Below are 19,716 nucleotides of genomic sequence, written 5' to 3'. Positions count from 1 at the left end.
CTAGCGGGTGCCCCAGTCGTAGCGCTGCTCGACGAGGCGCATGTACAGGAACGTCTCGGTCGCCGCGACGCCCTCGATGGTGCGCACGTGGGTGTTCAGCACCTCGATGAGCGCGTCGTCGTCCTCGCAGACCACCTCGCAGATGATGTCGAACGAGCCCGCCGTCAGCACGACGTAGTCGATCTGCGGCAGCGATGCGAGCGTGTCGGCGACCAGCACGGTGTCGCCGTGCACGCGGATGCCGACCATCGCCTGCCTGCGGAAGCCGAGCTGCAGCGGGTCGGTGACCGCGACGATCTGCATGACGCCCGACTCCGTGAGCCGCTGCACGCGCTGGCGCACCGCAGCCTCGCTCAGCCCCACCTCGCGGCCGATCTCGGCGTACGAGCGGCGTCCGTCGCGTTGGAGACGCTCGATGATGGCCTTCGACACGTCGTCGAGCACAGGGCCCCTGCGGTCGCTCATGCCTACGATCCTGGCCGAGGGTCGGCGCGTCTGCAAGGGATTCCGTCGTCGGAGCCTGTCGTGGCAGGTGGAATCCGTCGTGACGACGGCGACGGCGCGGGCGCACGCGGTGGCCGTGCGCATCTGGGAGACTGGTCCGTGTGACGCACATCGGAGCAGCAGTCGGCGAGCACACCGGCCAGGGGCCGGCGAGCCAGGCGTTCCAGGTGCGCTGGGCGGGCACGACCGACGTCGGCCTGCGTCGCCAGCACAACGAGGACAGCCTCGTGACGCTGCCGCCCGTCTTCGCGATCGCCGACGGCATGGGCGGCCACTCCCACGGCGACCTCGCCAGCCGCGTCGTCGTCGAACGGCTCGGCGAGCTCGGTGGACGCGAGCGCATCGAGCCCGCCGACGTCGTCGAGGCGCTGCGCGAGGCGACGGCCGACATCGCCAGGCTCGTCGGCGACGCCGACGCGGGCACCGGCACGACCGTGACGGGCTGCGCGTTCGCCGAGCACGACGGCGAGCCGTACTTCGCGATCTTCAACGTCGGCGACTCGCGCACCTACGCGATGCTCGGCGAGCGGCTCACGCGCATCACCGTCGACCACTCCGTCGTGCAGGAGCTCGTCGATGCGGGCCTGCTCGCGGAGGACGAGGCCGAGTCGCACCCCGAGGCGAACGTCGTCACCCGTGCCGTCGGCTTCAACGCCGACCCGGTGCCCGACTACTTCCTGCTGCCGATCATGCCCAGGCTGCGGCTGCTCGTGTGCTCCGACGGACTCACCAAGGAGCTCCACGACGTCGAGATCGAGCGCATCCTCGGCGAGCACGAGGAGCCGCACGCCGCGTGCGAGGCGCTCGTGGACGCCGCGCTCGACGCAGGCGGCCGCGACAACGTGACGGTCGTCGTCGTCGACGTGCTGCGTGCGCCCGAGGTCGACGACGTCGACCGCACCGTGCCCCGGGCGACGCTCCGCGAGGACTGACGCATGGCCGCCAGGCTGCCGTCGTCACCTCCGGTGCTGCCTGGGTTCACGCACGTCCACATCCTCGGCAAGGGCGGGTTCGCCGACGTCTTCCTGTACGAGCAGAACCTGCCGCGCCGTCCCGTCGCGGTGAAGGTCATGCATGCCGACCTCGTCGACGACAGGGTGCGCAGCGCGTTCCGCTCCGAGGTGAACCTCATGGGCAGGCTGAGCGCGCATCCCTCGATCCTCACCGTCTACTCGGCGAGCGTCTCCGGCGACGGCAGGCCGTACCTCGTGATGGAGCTGTGCTCGACCGAGATCGGCGACCGGTTCCGCCAGCGCCCGCTCGAGCTCGACGAGGCGCTCGAGATCGTCATCCGCATCGGGGGAGCGCTCGAGACGGCCCACCGCGCAGGCACGCTGCATCGCGACGTGAAGCCCGCGAACATCCTGACGACCGCGTTCGGGCATCCCGTGCTGTCGGACTTCGGCATCGCAGCGAACATGCACCTTGGCGATCACGAGACCGCAGGGGTGTCGGTGCCGTGGTCGGCGCCCGAGGTGCTGCGCGACGAGACCGCAGGCACGGTCGCGAGCGAGGTGTGGTCGTTCGGGGCCACGCTGTACTCGCTCGTCGCCGGCCGCAGCCCGGCCGAGATCCGTGGCGGTCGCAACGGCACCGACGAGCTCACCGCGCGCATCCTCGCCCACGACATCCAGCCGTTCGACGTCGACGCGCCCCGCGACCTCGCGACCATCGTGCGCCGTGCGCTCGCGAAGGACCCGGGCGATCGCTACCTGTCGATCCTGCCGATGGTCGAGGACCTGCAGGCCGTGCAGGAGGAGATGGGCGTGCCCGTCACGCCCATCGACCTGCAGGAGGAGCCGTGGTCGCGCGACGTCGAGAGCGCCGACGACGCGCTGCGCGAGGAGGAGCTGCCGCTGCGGGTGCGCGCGGCGCGACGACGCGCACCGGTGCGCGGGGCGCAGCAGATCGACATCTCGTCGTCGACGCGCTCCGTGCCCGCGCCGGCACGCCGCGGCCTCGTGTCGCTGCTCGTGGGCGTCGCGACCGCGGTCGTGCTCGGCGCCGTCGCCGTCGTCGCCGTCGCCGTCACGACGATCCAGGGCGCGATCCCCGTCGTCGAGGAGGTCGTCGCCGAGCCCGTCGACGGCGGCGTGGCCTTCACATGGGACGACCCCGGCCTCGTCGACGCCGACTCGTACCTCGTCACGACGGCCTCCGGCGATGCCGTCATCCAGCGAGCGTCGTCGTTCCGCCTGTCGGGCGGCAGCGGCGACGAGCTGTGCATCACGGTCGCCGTGAACCGCGACGGCCGCTCCGGAGACGGGGCCGAGGCATGCGGGGAGGTCCCGTGAGCCGGGCGACGAGGATCGGTGGCATCGCGCTCGGCGGCGCGCTCGCCGTCGCCGTCGTCGCCGCCGCGACGCTGTGGCAGGGCAACGCGGCGCTCGATCCGCAGCTCGACGCGTCGAGCGTGTGGGTCGCGAACGGCGAGGCGGACCTCGTGGGGGCGGTGAACACGCAGACCGACCAGCTCGAGTCGATCGTGTCGCCAGGCGGCGCTGCGAGCGAGGTCGTGCAGGGCGAGGCGGGCGTGCTCGTGGTCGATCGTGCCGCGAGCGTCGTGCGCACCCTCGACCGAGCGACGCTGGATCGCGGACCCGCCGTGCTCGTGCCGGCGGGCTCCGACGTGCAGCTCGCGGGCTCCGCGGTGTCGATCGTCTCCCCGTCGAGCGGCGACGTCTGGGTCACCGACGTGCGCGCACTGCAGGCGGGCGAGGAGCTCGGCGAGCCGATCGTGCAGCTGGGGCGCGGGGCCGTCGCGGCGCTCACGGCGTCGACGCTGTTCGCAGCCTCGCCGGGACTCGGCCGCGTGCTCGAGATCGACGTGGGCACCGGCGAGACGCTCACGACGACCGACGCGCCGATGTCGCCGGACGAGCCGTCGCTGCAGATCACCGCCGTCGGCTCGCGGTGGGTGCTGCTCGACACGACGTCGAACGTGCTCTCGAGCGGTGGCTGGCAGTCGCGGCTCACGGCCGAGCAGGCGGCGCTGCAGCTGCCGGGCCCGGCGACGGGGCGCGTGCTCGTCGCGACCGAGCAGGGCATCGAGGCGCACGAGCTCGGCGTGCAGACGGTCGAGGTCGAGGTCTCCGGCGTCGATGGCGCGCCGTCGCGTCCGCTCGTGCAGGACGGCTGCGTCTACGGGGCGTGGTCGTCCGGCGACGCGTGGCGGCACTGCGGCGACGACGAGTCGCCGCTGGAGCTCGCGGGCGTCGCGGCGGAGGCGACGCTCGAGCTCGCGGCGGCCGGCGACGCCGTCGTGCTCGCCGACGCCGCGAGCGGGGATGCGTGGACCATCGCACGCGACGGCGCCCTCGTCGACGACTGGGCGCTGCCGTCGCCTCCCGAGGTCGCGCCAGGCGGGGAGGAGCCGGAGGACCCCGGCGCCGGTGCCGACGACCCCGAGGCGCTGCCACCCGTCGCCAACGACGACGAGCTCGGTGCGCGCCCCGGGCAGACGACGCTGCTTCCCGTGCTCGAGAACGACACCGACCCCAACGGGGACGTGCTGACGGTCGTCGCGGTCGACGGCGATCCAGCGGCGTCGATCGCGCCCGACGGACGCAGCATCCGCCTCGCGCTGCCAGCAGACGCGACGGGCACCATCACGGTGCAGTACCGCGTGTCGGATGGCGCTGGCGGCGAGGACTCCGCGACGGCGACCGTCGAGGTTCGTGCGCCGGAGGTGGACGACGCGCCCGCCGCCGCTCGCGCCGCGACGACCGAGATCGCCCCTGGCGAGACCGTCGTGGTGAACGCGTTCGAGCACTGGATCGACCCCGACGGCGACCCGCTCGTGCTCGTCGACGCGTCGAGCGACGTCGGCGACGTCGTGCGCTTCCGCCCGGACGGGCGCATCGAGATCGCCGACGGTGGTGCCGGCACGGTGCGCGACCTCGCGATCGCGGTGTCCGACGGTCGCTCGGTCGTGCGCGGCACGATCTCGCTCGTGCCCGTCGAGCAGCCACCGCTCGTCGCCGGCACCGTCACGGCGACGACGCATGTCGGGCAGACCGTCGTGCTCGAGCCGCTGCTGTCGGCGCGCGGCGGCGACGGGCTCGCGCTGCACAACGTCAACGGGCCCGCAGGCGCCGTCGTGGCAGGCTACGTCGACGACACGATCTCGGTCACGCCGGACGCCGAGGGCGTCGTGACGTTCACGTACGTCGTCAGCGACGGAGCCGCCACGGCGACGGGCCAGGTGCGCGTGCACGCGCTGCCGGCCGTCGACGCCTCGACGCCGCCGGAGCCCGCGCCGCACGCGGTCGGCGTGCTCGCAGGCAGCGCGATCGAGGTCGCCGTCGCCGACCTCGACGTCGACCCGGCGGGCGGCGTCCTCGTCGTCACGGGCGCGCGCAGCGACTCGGATGCCGTGCGCGTCGACGTCGTCGACCAGGAACGGGTGCGCATCGAGCTCGCGGGCCCCCTGCCCGAGCAGGCCACGGTGCGGTACGGCATCGCCAACGGCGTCTCGTCGGCGGAGGGCACGATCGTCGTGATGGAGCGCGACGAGGCGATGCAGGCGCCCATCGCGCGCGACGACGCCGTGCGGGTGCAGCCGGGCGGCGCGATCGACGTGCCCGTGCTCGCGAACGACGAGCATCCGGATGGTGCGAGCATCGAGCTCGTCGAGGAGCTCGTCGAGCCGGCAGCCGCAGGCTTCGCGTTCGTCGATGGCGACCGGCTGCGCTTCGTCGCACCCAGCGAGCCCGGCGAGGTCTCGGTGACGTACGAGGTGCGCGGCCCCGATGGGCAGAGCGCGTTCGCGACCGTGAGCATCGTCGTCGCCGACTCCGACGTCGCCACGAACGTCGCGCCGATGCCGCCGACCGTCGATGCGCGCGTCGTCGCAGGCGAGAGCGTCGACATCCCCATCGACCTCACCACCGCCGACCCGAACGGCGACGGCGTCTCGCTCGTGGGCCTGTCGACGCCCGCGAGCCTCGGCAGCATCGCGATCGTCGACGGCGGCAGCCTTCGGTACGAGGCCGGCGGCTACTCCGCGGGCACCGAGACGCTCACGTACGTCGTCGCCGACGATCTGGGCGCGCAGGCGACCGGCATCGTGCGGATCGGCGTCGCCGCCCCCGACGCCGCCGTCGCTCCGCCCATCGCGGAGCCCGACGTCGTCGAGCTGCGGCCGGACACGGCGCAGACGGTCGACGTGCTCGCGAACGACCTCGATCCCGCGGGCCTCGCGCTCGACGTCGTCGACGCCGTGCCGCAGGGCTCCGTCCGCGCGCAGGTGCAGGACGGCGAGGTGCTCGTGACCGCCGGCCCCGACGAGGGGGAGTTCGGCGTCGTCGTGACGATCGAGTCGTCGAGGGGCGCGCAGGCCGTCGGCTGGCTGCGCGTCGTGGTCGACGAGGACGCCGAGCCGCCGCCGCCGCGCGTGCAGGACGTGCGCGTGCCCGTGACGTCGATCCTCGAGCGTGCAGAGGTCGTCGTCGATCCCATGTCGGCGGCGACCGTCGCGGACGGCGCCGTCGACGAGCTCGAGGTGACGCTTCCGCTCGACGTCGACGACGTGACGCTCGCCGCCGACGGCAGGCTCCGCATCGACGTGCATCCCGAGACGCGCATCGTGCCCTACACCGTGACGCGCGACGACACGGGCGAGTCGGCGTCGGCGCTCGTCGTCGTGCCAGGCACCGAGGATGCCCTGCCGCAGCTGCGCCCCGATGCGCCACCCATCGTCGTCGCCTCCGGCGAGACGATCGAGATCGACGTCGCCGACTACGTCGTCGCCGTCGACGGCGACCCCGTCATCCTCACCGACGCATCGAAGGTGCGCGCGGAGCACTCCGACGGCAGCCAGCCCGTCGTCGACTCGGGCACGCTGCGCTTCACCTCGGCTCCCGGGTACTTCGGCTTCGCGAGCATCGCCTTCGAGGTGACCGACGGCGACGCGCCTGGCGACCCCGACGGCCGCGTCGCATCGATCGTGCTGCCGATCACGGTCGAGGCCGTCGAGGGGCTGCCGGGCCGTGTGCTGGGCACGACGGTGCAGCTCGAGCCCGGCGCCGCCCGCGTCCTCGACCTCGCGCGCATCACGACGGCGCCGGACCCGGACGACGTCGTCGACTTCGCATGGTCGCTCGGCGACGTGCCGGCGGGCTTCGCCGCCTCCATCACGGGTTCGATGCTCACCGTCGAGCTCGCTCCCGGCGTCGACCCGGGGAGCGTCGGCGCGCTCGAGGTGGGCGTCACCGGCCCCAGCGGCGACGGCGTGCCGGGCGAGCTGCGCCTCGTGGCGATCTCGTCGACGAGACCGCTCGCGCAGCCGCAGCCGGATCGGCTCGAGGTCGTGCGCGGGCAGTCGGGCAGCGTCGACCTGCTCGCGAACGACGAGGCGACCAACCCCTTCCCCAGCGATCCGCTGCAGCTGGCGGCCGTCGACCAGACGACGGTGCCGCTCGGCGTGACGCTCGAGCGCGCGGCAGGCTCGAGCGCCGTGACCGTCACCGCGAGCGACCTCGCGCAGGTCGGCACCACGACGGTGCGGTATCAGGTGCTCGACGCGACGGGCGACCCGCGTCGCGCCGTGTGGAGCACGCTCACGATCGTCGTGCGCGACGTGCCCGATCGACCCGCGCCACCGGTGCAGGCGACCGACGTGCACGTCGACGGAGGTCTCGTCGTGCGCATCACGCCGCCAGCAGACGGCAACAGCCCGATCCTCGGCTACCGGCTCGTCGGCCCCGGCGGCTACGCGCACGAGTGCGGGCCGTCGACGACCTGCACGCTCACCGACCTTCCCGTGGGCGTCGACGTGCGCCTGCAGGTCGTCGCTCGCAACGCGGTCGGAGCCAGCGAGGCGTCGCCGCCGTCGGAGCCGATGCACGCCGACCGCCTGCCCGCACCCGTCACGGGCGTCGAGACGTCGGCGACGTCGACGGCGGGCACGACGATCGTGCGCTGGCAGCCCGCGACGGTGCCTGCGGGGGCGACGGGCGTCACCGGCTACCTCGTGCGCGTGCAGGGTCCGGGCGTCGACGTCGTGCAGCGCCTCGAGGCGGGCGCGCGCGAGTCGAGCGTCGCGGGCCTGCAGCCCGGGCAGGCGTACCGCGTCGAGGTCGCGGCGACGAACGACGCCGGCGTCGGCGACGCCGCGTGGCGATGGTCGACGCCGCTCGACTTCACGGCCGTGGGAGAGCCGGGCACGACGACCGTCCTGCTCACGGACTACGACGAGGGCGCGGGGACCGCGTCGGTCACGTGGGTGGCGCCGTCGACAGGCGGCGCCGAGCTGCGCTATCGCATCACGACCGTGCCAGCAGGGCAGACGCCGCCGAGCTGCTCGCCGGGAGGCGGTGGACGGCCAGAGACGTCCGGGACGGCGCGCGTGCAGTCCGGGCAGCGTCTGCAGGTCGTCGTCATCGCCGACAACGGCTGGTTCTGCTCGTCGTCGACGAGCGGCGTCGTGTACGGCGTGCCAGATGCGCCGTCGTCGCAGAGCGTCGCGGTCGAGACGAGCCAGGCAGGGGGACGCGCGGCGCTCGACGTCGCGTTCACGCGCGTCGACGTCGCGTCGGGCCTGCGGATGCAGACGCGCATCGTGAGCGGCGGCGCGTCGAGCGCGTGGGTCGACGTCGCCGTGCCGCCGGCAGGCGGTCGCACGTTCGTCACGCCGCAGCCGCTCCCCGTCGCGTACGGGCAGCAGGTGCGGGTCGAGATCCGCCAGTGCGCCTCGAACGGCGGCGAGCTCACGTGCAGCGGCGTCACGAGCGTCGGCGAGCAGACACCCATCGCCCTCGCCGCGACGGCGACCCAGTGCAGGTACGGCGCCGAGCCCGGCAGGCAGCTCGCCATCGACCTGCCCGCGAACGGCGGGGCGTGGCAGGGATCGGCGACGGTGCAGTTCCGCCAGAGCCCGAGCCAGCCCTGGTCGCAGCAGCCTTCGGTCCCGTACGTCGCGGGTGAGACGACCGTGCCGTTCGGCACCACCGAGGTGCGTGTCACGGGCCGGGTAGCCTCAGTAGTGCCCTCGGATCCGCCGTACGTGCACCAGACCCCGACGACAGCCCCCTGTGGAATCTAGGAGCGACATGACCGACGACGGCGTGAGCGCCATCCGCGAGCTCGGCGACCGCATGGCCGAGGCGATCGAGCCCGTGCTCGTCGGCAAGGCGCACGTCGTGCGCCTCGCGCTCGCCGCGATGCTCTCCGGCGGGCACCTGCTCGTCGAGGACAACCCGGGCACGGGCAAGACGTCGCTCGCGCGCGCCCTGGCGGCGTGCATCGACGGCTCGGCCTCGCGCATCCAGTTCACGCCCGACCTGCTCCCCGGCGACATCACGGGCGTGAGCATTTGGAACCAGTCGTCCGGCACGTTCGCCTTCCACGAGGGCCCCGTGTTCGCGAACATCGTGCTCGCAGACGAGATCAACCGTGCGAGCCCGAAGACGCAGTCGGCGATGCTCGAGGTCATGCAGGAGGGCCGCGTCACGGTCGACGGCCGCCCCAACGCCGTGCCGACGCCCTTCATGGTCGTCGCGACGCAGAACCCCATCGAGCAGTCGGGCACGTATCGCCTGCCGGAGGCGCAGCTCGACCGCTTCGCGCTGCGCACCTCGATCGGCTACCCCGACCACGCCTCGACGCTGCGGATCCTCGAGGGCTCCGCGGAGCCCGTCGATCCCGGCACGCTCGCACCCGTCATCGACACCGTGCGGCTGCGCGAGCTCATCGGCGTCGCCGCCCGGGTGCACGTCGACGCCGCCGTCGCCGACTACGTCGCCCGCATCGTCGATGCGACGCGGCAGTCGGGCGAGGTGCGGCTCGGCGTGAGCGTGCGCGGGGCGCTCTCGCTCGTGCGCACCGCACGCGCGTACGCCGCGCTCGACGGCCGCGACTACGTCACGCCCGACGACGTGAAGGCCCTCGTCATCCCCGTGCTCGGCCACCGCATCGTGCTCGAGCCCGAGGCCGAGCTCGACGGCATCACGCAGGAGACGATCCTGCAGCAGCTCATGCTCTCCACGCCGCCGCCGCGAGGACGCGACGGATCGTGATCGAGCGGCTGCGGCGCACGACGCGCGTCGTCACCGGATGGGGGTGGACGCTCGTGGGCGTCGCCATCGTCGGTGGCCCCGTCGGCGCCGCGCTCGGCTGGGTCGAGCTCGTGGTCGCCGCGTCGGCGGCGCTGCTGCTCGTGCTCGCGGCGCTGCCGTGGGTGGTGGGGCAGCGCGACGTCGACGTCCGCCTCACGCTCTCGGCCGAGCGGGTGCCCGTCGGCCAGAGCGCGCACGCGACCCTCGCGGTGCGCAGGCCGGGCCGCATCTTCGCCCCGCGCGCGATCGACGTGCTCGTCGGCGACGTCACGTACCGCATCGACCTGCCGCGCCTGGACTCGGGCGACGCGACGAGCCAGCAGATCGTGCTCGACACCCGACGGCGCGGGCGGATCGTCGTCGGCCCTGCGACGGTGCTGCGCACCGATCCGTTCGGCATCCTCGAGCGCACGCACGTGCTGACGCTCGCCGACGAGCTCGTCGTGCACCCGCGCGTGGCCCGCGTGCCCGCGGTCGCAGCCGGCCTCGTGCGCGACCTCGAGGGGGAGTCGTCCGCCGAGCTCACGGCCGACGACGTCGCCTTCCACAGCCTCCGCGAGTATCAGCCAGGCGACGAGCCCCGCCACGTGCATTGGCGGTCGACGGCTCGCACCGGTCAGCTGCTCGTGCGGCAGTTCGAGCCCTCGAAGCGCAGCGACACGCTCGTGTGCGTCTCGACGAACGCCGACGACTACGGCGCCGACGACTTCGAGCTCGCGCTCGAGATCGTCGCGACGATCGCGACGGGTGCGATCGCGGAGCGCCGCCGCGTGCGCATCGTCGAGAGTCCCGCGACGGGCCGTCTCGATCCCGCGCCGATCGACGCCCGCACGCGCGACCGCGTGCTCGACGGCCTCACCGACCTCGCCCCCGATCGCAGGCTCGGCATCGTCGACGTCGTGCGGTCGGTGGCGCTGTCGCCGCAGGCGTCGGTCGCCTGGATCGTCGTCGGCAGCGCCGCGCCGCCTCGGAGGCTGCGTGAGGCCGCAGGACTGCTGCCACCCGACGTCGCGCCCATCGTGCTGCGCGCCGACGCCCTCGCGCCGCCGTCGGTCGGCAGGCTCGCGCGCGTGCCCGTGCTCACCGTCGGACTGCTCGAGGACCTCGCGCGAGGGCTGCGCTCGGAGGCGCTCGCATGACCCAGTGGCGCCTCGCGGCGCTCACGACGAGCGTGCTCGCCATCCTCGCCGCCTGCCTGCCGATGGGCGAGCTGTTCGGCTCGGCGCGCATCGTGCCCGTCGTCGCGACGGCGCTGCTCGTGGGCACGGGCATCGCGATGCTCGGATGGTGGCGGCGGTGGCCGGCGCTGTGGCTCATCCTCGTCGGGATCGGCGCGTTCCTCGTGATCGCGCCCCCGCTCGCGGCGCCGGAGTCGCTCGCAGGCATCCTGCCGACGCCGGACTCGTACGGCATCGTCGTGCCTGCCGTGTGGCAGTCGTGGCGCGACATCCTCACGATCGCGACGCCGGTCGGCGCCGGCGGCGGCGTGCTCGTCGCGCCGCTGAGCCTCGTGCTCGTCGGCAGCGCGCTCTCGGGATCCATCGTGCTGCGGATGCACCGCGCCGAGCTCGCGGGACTCGTGCCCGTCGGCATCGCGGCATGGACGATCCTCTTCGGCCCTCAGAAGCCGTGGTCGCCCGTGCTGCACGCGGTGCTCGTCATGGCGCTCGTCGTCGTGCTCGTGTCGATCGTGCGGCAGGCGCGTCGCAGACGTGCGGCGCCTCGCACGCTGTCGACGCTCTGGCGGCGCTCGATCGCGGCGCTCACGGTGGCGGCGGCCGCGCTCGCATGCGGCATCGTCGGCGGCGCGGCCACGTTGGGCGACCGCGTCGTGCTGCGATCGGACCCCGTCGCGCTCGACACGAGCGACCTCGACAGCCCGCTGTCGGCGTTCCGTGCCTCCCACGTGCCGGAGCGCCGCGAGGAGCCCGTGCTCGTCGCGACGGGCATGGCGCCGGGCGACCGGCTCGTGCTCGCATCGCTCGACGCCTACGACGGCGTCGTCGCAGGCGTCGCCGATGGTGCGTTCACGCGACTGCCCGCCGTGCCACCCACGGGGTCGGACGTGCTGGGCGTCACCATCCAGGACCTCGACGGCGAGTGGATCCCGCGTGTGGGGACGCCGGATGCCGTCGGATTCGTGGGACCGCGCGCGTCGGCGCTGCAGACGACGCTGCACGCCGACGCGGACACGGGCGACCTGCTGACGACGGCGGGCCTCGAGCCCGGGGACGCCTACGAGGTCTCGTTCACCCGCGACGAGCCCGTCGACGACCTCGCCGCGCTGAGCCCAGCCGGCACGCCCGGCCTCGGCGTCGTGCCGCCCTCCGACGCCATCGCGTGGCTGTCGGGGTGGACGGAGGACGCGACGACCCCCGGCGAGCGTCTCGCCGCGCTCGTCGAGGGGCTCTCGGCCGACGGGTACGTGAGCCACGGATCCGAGGGCGAGGCCGCGAGCCGAGCCGGGCACTCGCTGGCGCGCATCGCCGAGCTGTTCGACGGCATCATGGTCGGCGACGGCGAGCAGTACGCGATGACGGCGGCGCTGCTCGCCGAGCAGCTGGGATTCCCCGCCAGGGTCGTCGTCGGCTACGCGCCGACCGTCGTCGACGGGGCGCCCACGACGGTCGTCGCCGGCGACCTCGACGCGTGGATCGAGGTGTCGACGCAGGAGCACGGCTGGGTCGGGGTCGCGGTGACGCCCGACGAGCGGCCGGTGCCCGAGGAGGAGTCGACGGCGCCTCGACCGTCGACGCAGCCGCAGCCGCCCGCGGGACCCGTGCTGCCGGAGGGCGGGCAGCAGAGCGACGAGCAGCCGGCCGCGCCCGTGCAGCCGCCTGGGCAGACGAGCGGTGACTCGCTGTGGCGCACGGTGCTCGGCGTCGTCGGCATCGCGCTCGTCGGCATGCTCGTCGTCGCGTCGCCCGTGCTCGTGCTGCTGGGCGCGAAGCTGCTGCGTCGCAGGCGTCGCAGGCTCGCGCCATCCACTGCCGAGCGCGTCGACGGCGCCTGGCGCGAGTTCGTCGACGCCGCGGTCGACCGCGGCCGCGACGCGCAGGCAGGGGCGACGCGGCTCGAGTACGCACGGGGCGTCCGGGAGTCGGCGTTCGCACGTGCCGTCGACGGTGCGATGTTCGGACGTGCGGATCCCGACGACGACGTCGTCGCGCGCGCGTGGCTGGAGGGCGACGAGCTCGTGGACGGGCTCGATGCGGGCCGCTCGTGGCTGGACCGCATGCGCGCGCGACTCACGCCGCGGTCGTTGCTGCGCCGCTGAGGCTCCACAGGCGCTCGCCGTCCACAGCCGCGATCGTCGGAGCGTGCCGCGAGGCTGCGGCGGGGGAGCCTGGCCGCGTGCACGAACGCCTCCAGCTGCCCGCCCCGCCCGTCGACCCGATCCCGCAGGCGTTCCCCGTGCTCGCCAGCATCGCGCCCGTGGTCGGCGCCGGTGCGCTGTGGCTCGTGACGCAGCAGCCGACGATGCTGCTGTTCGCGGCCCTCGGTCCGGTCATCGCGGTCGCGAGCCTCGGCGACGGCCGCATGCAGCGACGCAGGGCGCTGCGTCGCGAGACGGCGCGGTTCGCACGCGAGTGCGATGCGCTCGACGATCGCATCCGCGTCGCGCACGAGGTCGAGGCGAGCGCGCTCGCCGACGCCCACCCCGATGCGCGCGCATGCGCGAACGCCCCCGTGAACCATCCGCATCGGTGGCGGCACGAGAGCGGCGATCCCGTGCCGGTCGTGCTCGGCGTGGGTGCCGTGCCCTCGAGCATCGTCATCGAGGGCTACGCGCAGCAGCAGGCCGACGACGTGCACCGGCGTGCGGAGGCGCTGCGGGCGCACGCAGCCGTCGTCGACGCGCCGCTCGTGGTCGACGCGTGCCTCGGCGTGGGGTTCGTCGCGCCGGCGGGGGTCGGCGACGCGCTCGTGCGCAGCCTCCTGCTGCAGGTGCTCGCGCGCCTGGCTCCCGTGGCGGCGCGCATCGTCGTCGAGGCCGACGCATCGTGGTCGTGGGTCGATGCCGCGCCGCACCGCGTGGACCGCTCGGTCGTCGACGGGCGCACCCTCGTGCGCGTGCTCGCCGACGACGTCGAGGTCACGCTCGCGGCCGCGCCGTCCGCAGCCGACCTGCCGCGCGACTGCCGTGTCGTCGCGACAGCCGGGCTCGACGCCGTGCACGTGGGCGAGCGCGTCTGCACGCCCGCGGTCGTCTCCGCGCGCGAGGCGCAGACGGCGGCCGCGCGCCTCGCCGACGCGGCCGTGGCTGCAGGGCTCGGCGGCAGTGCCGCGCTGCCGCGACACGTGCGGCTCGCGGACCTCGCGCAGGATGCGCAGGGGGTGCTGCCCGCGACGTTCCTCGTCGGGCCGCATCCGATGCCGATCGACCTCGCGGTCGACGGGCCGCACGCCGTCGTCGGCGGCACGACCGGGTCGGGCAAGAGCGAGCTGCTGCTGGCCTGGATCGCCGCGCTCGCCCGCAGGCACGATCCTGCGGAGCTCGCGGTGCTGCTCGTCGACTTCAAGGGCGGTGCGTCGTTCGAGGCGTTGCGCGGTCTGCGGCACTGCGTCGGCGTCGTCACCGACCTCGACGAGCACGGTGCCGCACGCGCCATCGAGAGCCTGCGCGCCGAGATCCGCCACCGCGAACGCACCCTGCAGGCGCTCGGCGCACGATCGATCGAGGAGACGCACGGACTCGGCAGGCTCGTGATCGTCGTCGACGAGTTCGCGGCGATGCTCCACGAGCTGCCCGACCTGCTGCGGCTGTTCGCCGACGTCGCATCCCGTGGACGCAGCCTCGGCATGCACCTCATCCTGTGCACGCAGCGTCCGGCGGAGGCGGTGCGCGACGGCGTGCTGGCGAACTGCGGCGTGCGCATCTCGCTGCGCGTGCCCGACGACGCCGACAGCGTCGCGGTCACGGGCGTGCCGGACGCGGCGCGGCTGCGACTCGACGAGCGCGGGCGCTGCGTCGTGCGGATCGCGGGCCATGCGACCGTCCACGCGCAGTCCGCGCTCGCCGATCCTGCCCTGCTCGAGCGCGTCGTCGCCGACTCGATCGTGCACGACGCACCGCGGCGCCCGTGGTGCGATCCGCTGCCGGAGCGCATCCCCGCGACGGCGCTGCCGCCGATCGGCGCCGACGACGCGCCGTGGTCGATCGCGCTCGGGCTCGTCGATCGCCCGGCGGCGCAGCGCATCGACCCGCTCAGGTGGCGGCCGGCGCACGAGGGCCCGCTGCTCGTGCTCGGTGCGGCCGCGAGCGGCAAGAGCGCGCTCGCCGACCTCCTCGCGGCTGCAGGGGGCGATCTCGTGCGCGACGAGGAGGCGCTGTGGGATGCGGTGCACGAGCCCATCGCACCCGGCACGCTCGTCGTCGACGACGTCGACGCCCTGCTCGCTCGCCTCGACGACGACCACGCGCACGAGGTCGTCGCGCTGCTCGCACGCCGCATGCGGGAGGGCGCGGGCGCTGGCCACGCCGTCGCGCTCACGGCGCGACGCGCCACGTCGACGATGGCGTCGCTCGCGCCCCTCGCCGACACGCGCGTGCTGCTGCGGCTCGCGTCGCGGCAGGAGCACGTGCTCGCAGGCGGTGCGATGGATCGCTACGACCCGGCGCTGCCGCCGGGTGGCGGCTGGGTGGCAGGGGAGCGCGTGCAGCTCGCCATCGCCGACGCGACGGTCGCGCCCCGGCGCGCGCACCACGCCGCGCTGCCAGCGGGGCCCGTCGCGATCGTCGCCGCGACCCGCGACGACGTGCCGCTCGGGCTCGGAGCCACCTCGAGCCCGTCCGAGCCCGGCGAGGTGACGGTGGGCACCGTGGGGGAATGGGAGGCTGCGTGGGGAGTCCTCGACCGGCTGCGCCACGAACGGCCCGTCGTGCTGCTCGGCGTCGACGACCGGGCCGTGCGTCAGGTGCTGCGCGGAGCCCCGCTGTCGCCAGCGATGCGCGGCGAGCGCAGGTGGATGCTCGATCGCGGCGTCGCACGACGCCTCGCCTAGGCGCGACGCTCAGGCGGTGGGCGGCGACTCGGCGAAGCGCGTCGGGTTCGCGAACGCCATCGGCACGGTGGGCTCCACGCCGAGCGCGACCTGCGCGAGATGCTCGCCGATCGCGGCGGCGTGCTTGAACCCGTGGCCGTTGCATCCGCCGCCGACGCTCAGCCGCTCGCCGATGCGCCCGACGACGAACTGGTGGTCGGGCGTGCGGCCGTACATGCACGGACGCACCGAGACGGGCGTCGGCACGATGCCGGGCAGCGCGTGGGCGGCGAGGCGCGACACGAGTGCGGCGTCGTCGGGCCGTGTGCTGCCTGCGAGCGCGTCGGGATCGACCTCGACGAACGCGGGGTCGTCGGCGGGTCCGAGCTTCACGTGCCCGCCGGGCAGCGCGCCGTGGCCCCACATCCACGCGTCGCCGACCGCGGCGACCACGACGCCCAACGCGTCGAGCGCGTGCTCCGCCTCCGCCCCCGGCACCGGGTCGAACCACGTGACGAGGGTGCGGATGGGCGTGACGCCCAGGTCGGCCACCAGCGCGCCCGTCCACGCACCGGCCGTGACCACGACGTGGTCGAAGCGCTCCGCGCGACCGCCGACGCGGACGACGCCGGCCTCGGCCTCCGCGACGTCGACGCGCACGCCCTCGTGCAGCGTCGCGCCGAGCGCGCGTGCAGCGGCAGCGGCGGCGCGCACCGACGGCTCGGCGGCGAGGACGCCGGCTGCGGGGTCGACGACGCCCACGACGTCGTCGTCGACGCGGAGCATGGGCAGGCGCGTGCGCACCGCCGCGGCATCGAGCACCTCGTGCGGCACGCCCGTCACGGCCGCGACGGCGAGCGAGTCGCGCACGAGCGCGGCGTCAGGATGCCCGATCGACACGCCGCCCGTGACCGTCAGCAGCGTCTCGCCCGAGCGCCGCTCGAGCTCCCGCCACAGCTCGGCGGAGCGGTCGGCGAGCGCGACGAGCCCGGGGTGCTCGACGCACAGCCGTCGGTACAGCCGGGTGCCGCCGTGCGACGAGCCCCGATCGTGGCCGATGGCGCCCGCCTCGAATCCGACGACGTCGGCGCCCGCTGCCGCGAGCCGCCACGCCGTCATCGATCCCCACGCTCCGAGGCCGACGACCGCGACACGCGTCACGACGTCGCCGTCACAGGGCCGAGAACGCCTCGTCGATGACGCCGATCGCGTCGCGCAGCTGGTCGTCGGTGATCGCGAGGCTCGGCAGGAACCGCAGCACGCTGTAGTCCGTGCCCGCGGTGAGCACGAGCACGCCCTGCTCGCCAGCCGCCTTCGAGATCGGCGCGGATGGCACGGGGTCGCCCGTGGCCGGGTCGACGAGCTCGATGGCGAGCATCGCGCCGTGGCCGCGGACCTCGGCGATGACGTCGTGCTTCGCGGCGAGCTCCTCGAGCAGCGGACGCAGCACCGACTCGATGCGCTGCGCCTTGCCGTTGAGGTCCGACGACGTCACCTGCTCGAGCACCGCGACGGCCGCAGCGCACGAGACGGGGTTGCCGCCGAACGTGCCGCCGATGCCGCCCGTGTGCACGGCATCCATGATGTCGGCTCGGCCGGTGACGCCTGCGAGCGGCAGACCGCCCGCGATGCCCTTCGCCGACAGCACGATGTCGGGCACCCATCCGAAGTGCTCGCTCGCGAAGGTGCGGCCGGTGCGGCACACGCCCGACTGCACCTCGTCGGCGATCATGACGACGCCGTTCGCCGTGCACCACTCCTGCAGCGCGGGCAGGTAGCCGTCGGCGGGAACGATGAAGCCGCCCTCGCCCTGGATCGGCTCGACGACGAGGCATGCGAGGTCCTCGACGCCGACGTGCTTCTCGAGGTACCAGATCGTGCGCTTCGCGGCGGCAGCGCCGTCGAGGCCGTCGCGCAGCGGGTACGAGCCGGGCGCGTGGAAGATGTCGGAGGCGAGCGGCCCCATGCCCGTCGCGTACGGCGCGGGCTTGAAGTTCATCGTCATCGTGAGGTTCGTGCGGCCGTGGTAGCCGTGCTCGAGCACCGCGACCGCGCGGCGACGCGTGAACCGTCGGGCGATCTTCACGCCGTTCTCGACGGCCTCCGAGCCGGAGTTGACGAAGAACGAGCGCTTCTCGAAGTCCCCGGGCGTCAGCTCGGCGAGCAGCTCGGCCACGCGCACGTACGACTCGTACGGCGTCGTGCCGAACAGCGAGTGCGTGAGGCGCGCGACCTGCTCCTGCACGGCCGCGACCACGGCGTCGTTCGTGTGGCCGACGGTCGTGACCCCGATGCCGCAGCCGAGGTCGATGAAGCGGTTGCCGTCGACGTCGGTGATGATCGCGTCGTGCGCCTCGGCGATGAACACGGGCAGCTGGTTCGGCACGCCCTGCGGCACCACCTTGGCCTTGCGCGCGAGCAGCTCCTGGCTTCGCGGACCCGGGATGGCGGTCGTGACGGAGCGGGACTGGGGTGCGAGCACGTCGGTCATGGCTCCATCGTACGCGCGCCGCACGCCGGCATCGCGGGCCTGGCTAGCCTGGGTGGCATGCGCCACGAGTACCGCGTCGGAGTGGAGTGGACCGGTGCCGGCGACGTCGGCACCGAGGGCTACCGCACCTACGTCCGCGACCACGTCATCCGCGTCGACGGCCTGCCCGACATCCTCGGCTCCGCCGATCCCACCTTCCGCGGCGACCGCACGCGGCACAATCCCGAGCAGCTGCTCGTCGCCGCGCTCGCGCAGTGCCACATGCTGTCGTACCTGCACCAGGCGGTGACGCGCGGCGTCGTCGTCACGGCGTACGAGGATGCCGCCGAGGGCGTCATGACGACGCAGGGCACCGGCGGCCGCTTCGACCGGGTGCTGCTGCGGCCGCGCGTCACGGTGCGCGACGCCGACATGGCGGCCGTCGCGCTCGAGGCGCACCTGCAGGCGTCGAAGGACTGCTTCATCGCGTCGTCCGTCGCATTCCCCGTCGAGCACGCACCGACCATCTGGCACGACGGCGTGCTCGTCGCCGGGGAGGGCGCGAGCCCGACGCGCGATCGGGACGTGGACGCGTGAGGCGCGTCCTGCTGCTCGGGTCGACGGGATCCATCGGCTCGCAGACGATCGAGCTCGTGCGCGCGCATCCCGATCGGTTCGAGATCGTGGGGCTCGCGGCGGGGTCGGATGCCGATGGGCTCGCGGCGCAGGCGGAGGCGCTCGGCGTGCCCGCGTCGGCGACGGCGCTCGGTGGCGACGACGCGGTGCGGCTCGTCGAGGACGTCGCGTGCGACGTGGTGGTCAACGGCATCACGGGATCCGCGGGGCTCGCGCCGACGCTCGCGGCGCTCGCGACGGGGTCGACGCTCGCCCTCGCCAACAAGGAGAGCCTCGTCGTCGGGGGTCGACTCGTCACCGCGGCAGCGGCGCCCGGGCAGATCGTGCCGGTCGACTCCGAGCACTCGGCGCTCGCGCAGTGCCTCGCGGCCGGTCGCGCAGACGAGGTGCGGCGGCTCGTGCTCACCGCGAGCGGCGGCCCGTTCCACGGATGGGGCAGGGAGCGGCTCGCCGACGTCTCGCCAGCCGACGCGCTCGCGCATCCGACGTGGTCGATGGGCCGCGTCATCTCCACGAACTCCGCGACGCTCGTGAACAAGGGCCTCGAGGTCATCGAGGCGCACCTGCTGTTCGGCGTGCCGCTCGACGACGTCGCCGTGACCGTGCACAGGCAGTCGATCGTGCACTCGATGGTCGAGTTCGTCGACGGCTCGACGATCGCGCAGTGCTCGCCGCCCGACATGGCGCTCGCGATCTCCCTCGCGCTCGACTGGCCGACGCGCGTGCCCGGCGCCGTCGCGCCGCTCGACTGGACGACGGCGTCGACGTGGACGTTCGAGCCCGTCGACGACGACGGCCCGCTCGCGGGCATCCGACTCGCGCGCGAGGCCGCGGCGCTCGGCGCGACCTACCCCGCGGTGCTCAACGCCGCGAACGAGCAGGCGGTGCATGCGTTCCTCGACGGCGAGATCGGGTTCCTCGACATCCTCGACGCCGTCGAGCGCGTGCTCGCGCTGCACGAGCCGCACGAGGCGACGCTCGAGGGCGTGCTGGCTGCGGAGCGATGGGCGCGCGCAGTCGCCGACGAGGCGTGCGGCGTCCGCCGCCGCTGACCTTCGGCTCGCG

The 19,716-nt window shown here is 74.2% G+C and carries 12 protein-coding genes; 9 read left to right on the top strand and 3 right to left on the bottom strand.

The window, feature by feature from the left end:
* Entirely contained in the window at positions 1-465 is a 465-nt protein-coding gene (locus tag ACZ6H8_RS01890; RefSeq protein ID WP_464143807.1) for an Lrp/AsnC family transcriptional regulator, read from the bottom strand.
* A 140-nt stretch (positions 466-605) separates the two neighbouring features.
* Here ACZ6H8_RS01890 and ACZ6H8_RS01885 point away from each other — a divergent pair, with 140 nt between their 5' ends.
* From ACZ6H8_RS01885 to ACZ6H8_RS01855, 7 genes are all read left to right on the top strand, one after another.
* Complete coding sequence (locus ACZ6H8_RS01885; protein WP_464143806.1) at positions 606-1,436, top strand: PP2C family protein-serine/threonine phosphatase; 831 nt, start codon at positions 606-608, stop codon at positions 1,434-1,436.
* A gap of 3 nt (positions 1,437-1,439) precedes the next feature.
* The gene (locus ACZ6H8_RS01880) at positions 1,440-2,798 is read left to right on the top strand and encodes a serine/threonine-protein kinase (RefSeq protein ID WP_464143805.1); all 1,359 of its coding nucleotides are present in this window, start codon (positions 1,440-1,442) and stop codon (positions 2,796-2,798) included.
* The gene (locus ACZ6H8_RS01875; RefSeq protein ID WP_464143804.1) at positions 2,795-8,548 is read left to right on the top strand and encodes an Ig-like domain-containing protein; all 5,754 of its coding nucleotides are present in this window, start codon (positions 2,795-2,797) and stop codon (positions 8,546-8,548) included. Before ACZ6H8_RS01880 ends, ACZ6H8_RS01875 begins: the two co-directional genes overlap by 4 nt.
* A 7-nt stretch (positions 8,549-8,555) precedes the next feature.
* Positions 8,556-9,521, top strand: a complete 966-nt coding sequence (locus tag ACZ6H8_RS01870) for an AAA family ATPase (RefSeq protein ID WP_464143803.1) — start codon at positions 8,556-8,558, stop codon at positions 9,519-9,521.
* Entirely contained in the window at positions 9,518-10,699 is a 1,182-nt protein-coding gene (locus ACZ6H8_RS01865; RefSeq protein ID WP_464143801.1) for a DUF58 domain-containing protein, read from the top strand. The genes ACZ6H8_RS01870 and ACZ6H8_RS01865 overlap by 4 nt, the downstream gene beginning before the upstream one ends.
* The gene (locus ACZ6H8_RS01860) at positions 10,696-12,837 is read left to right on the top strand and encodes a transglutaminase domain-containing protein (RefSeq protein WP_464143799.1); all 2,142 of its coding nucleotides are present in this window, start codon (positions 10,696-10,698) and stop codon (positions 12,835-12,837) included. Before ACZ6H8_RS01865 ends, ACZ6H8_RS01860 begins: the two co-directional genes overlap by 4 nt.
* A 77-nt stretch (positions 12,838-12,914) precedes the next feature.
* Positions 12,915-15,566 carry an FtsK/SpoIIIE domain-containing protein gene (locus tag ACZ6H8_RS01855; protein ID WP_464143797.1) on the top strand — a complete coding sequence of 884 codons (2,652 nt, stop codon included), beginning with the start codon at positions 12,915-12,917 and terminating at the stop codon, positions 15,564-15,566.
* 9 nt (positions 15,567-15,575) lie between these two features.
* Here the strand turns inward: ACZ6H8_RS01855 and solA are convergent, their stop codons facing one another.
* Positions 15,576-16,706 carry an N-methyl-L-tryptophan oxidase gene (solA, locus tag ACZ6H8_RS01850; RefSeq protein ID WP_464143795.1) on the bottom strand — a complete coding sequence of 377 codons (1,131 nt, stop codon included), beginning with the start codon at positions 16,704-16,706 and terminating at the stop codon, positions 15,576-15,578.
* A gap of 10 nt (positions 16,707-16,716) precedes the next feature.
* Entirely contained in the window at positions 16,717-18,036 is a 1,320-nt protein-coding gene (locus tag ACZ6H8_RS01845) for an aminotransferase class III-fold pyridoxal phosphate-dependent enzyme (protein WP_464143793.1), read from the bottom strand.
* A 57-nt stretch (positions 18,037-18,093) separates the two neighbouring features.
* Between ACZ6H8_RS01845 and ACZ6H8_RS01840 the strand changes: the two genes are divergently transcribed.
* Positions 18,094-18,612 carry an OsmC family protein gene (locus ACZ6H8_RS01840; RefSeq protein ID WP_464143792.1) on the top strand — a complete coding sequence of 173 codons (519 nt, stop codon included), beginning with the start codon at positions 18,094-18,096 and terminating at the stop codon, positions 18,610-18,612.
* Complete coding sequence (dxr, locus tag ACZ6H8_RS01835; protein ID WP_464143790.1) at positions 18,609-19,703, top strand: 1-deoxy-D-xylulose-5-phosphate reductoisomerase; 1,095 nt, start codon at positions 18,609-18,611, stop codon at positions 19,701-19,703. Before ACZ6H8_RS01840 ends, dxr begins: the two co-directional genes overlap by 4 nt.
* Positions 19,704-19,716: the final 13 nt, after the last annotated feature.

It is taken from the genome of Agrococcus sp. AC640b, from assembly GCF_979255995.1.
The sequence above is the reverse complement of the archived record's forward strand: the minus strand, read 5'-3'. Positions and strand labels throughout refer to the sequence as shown.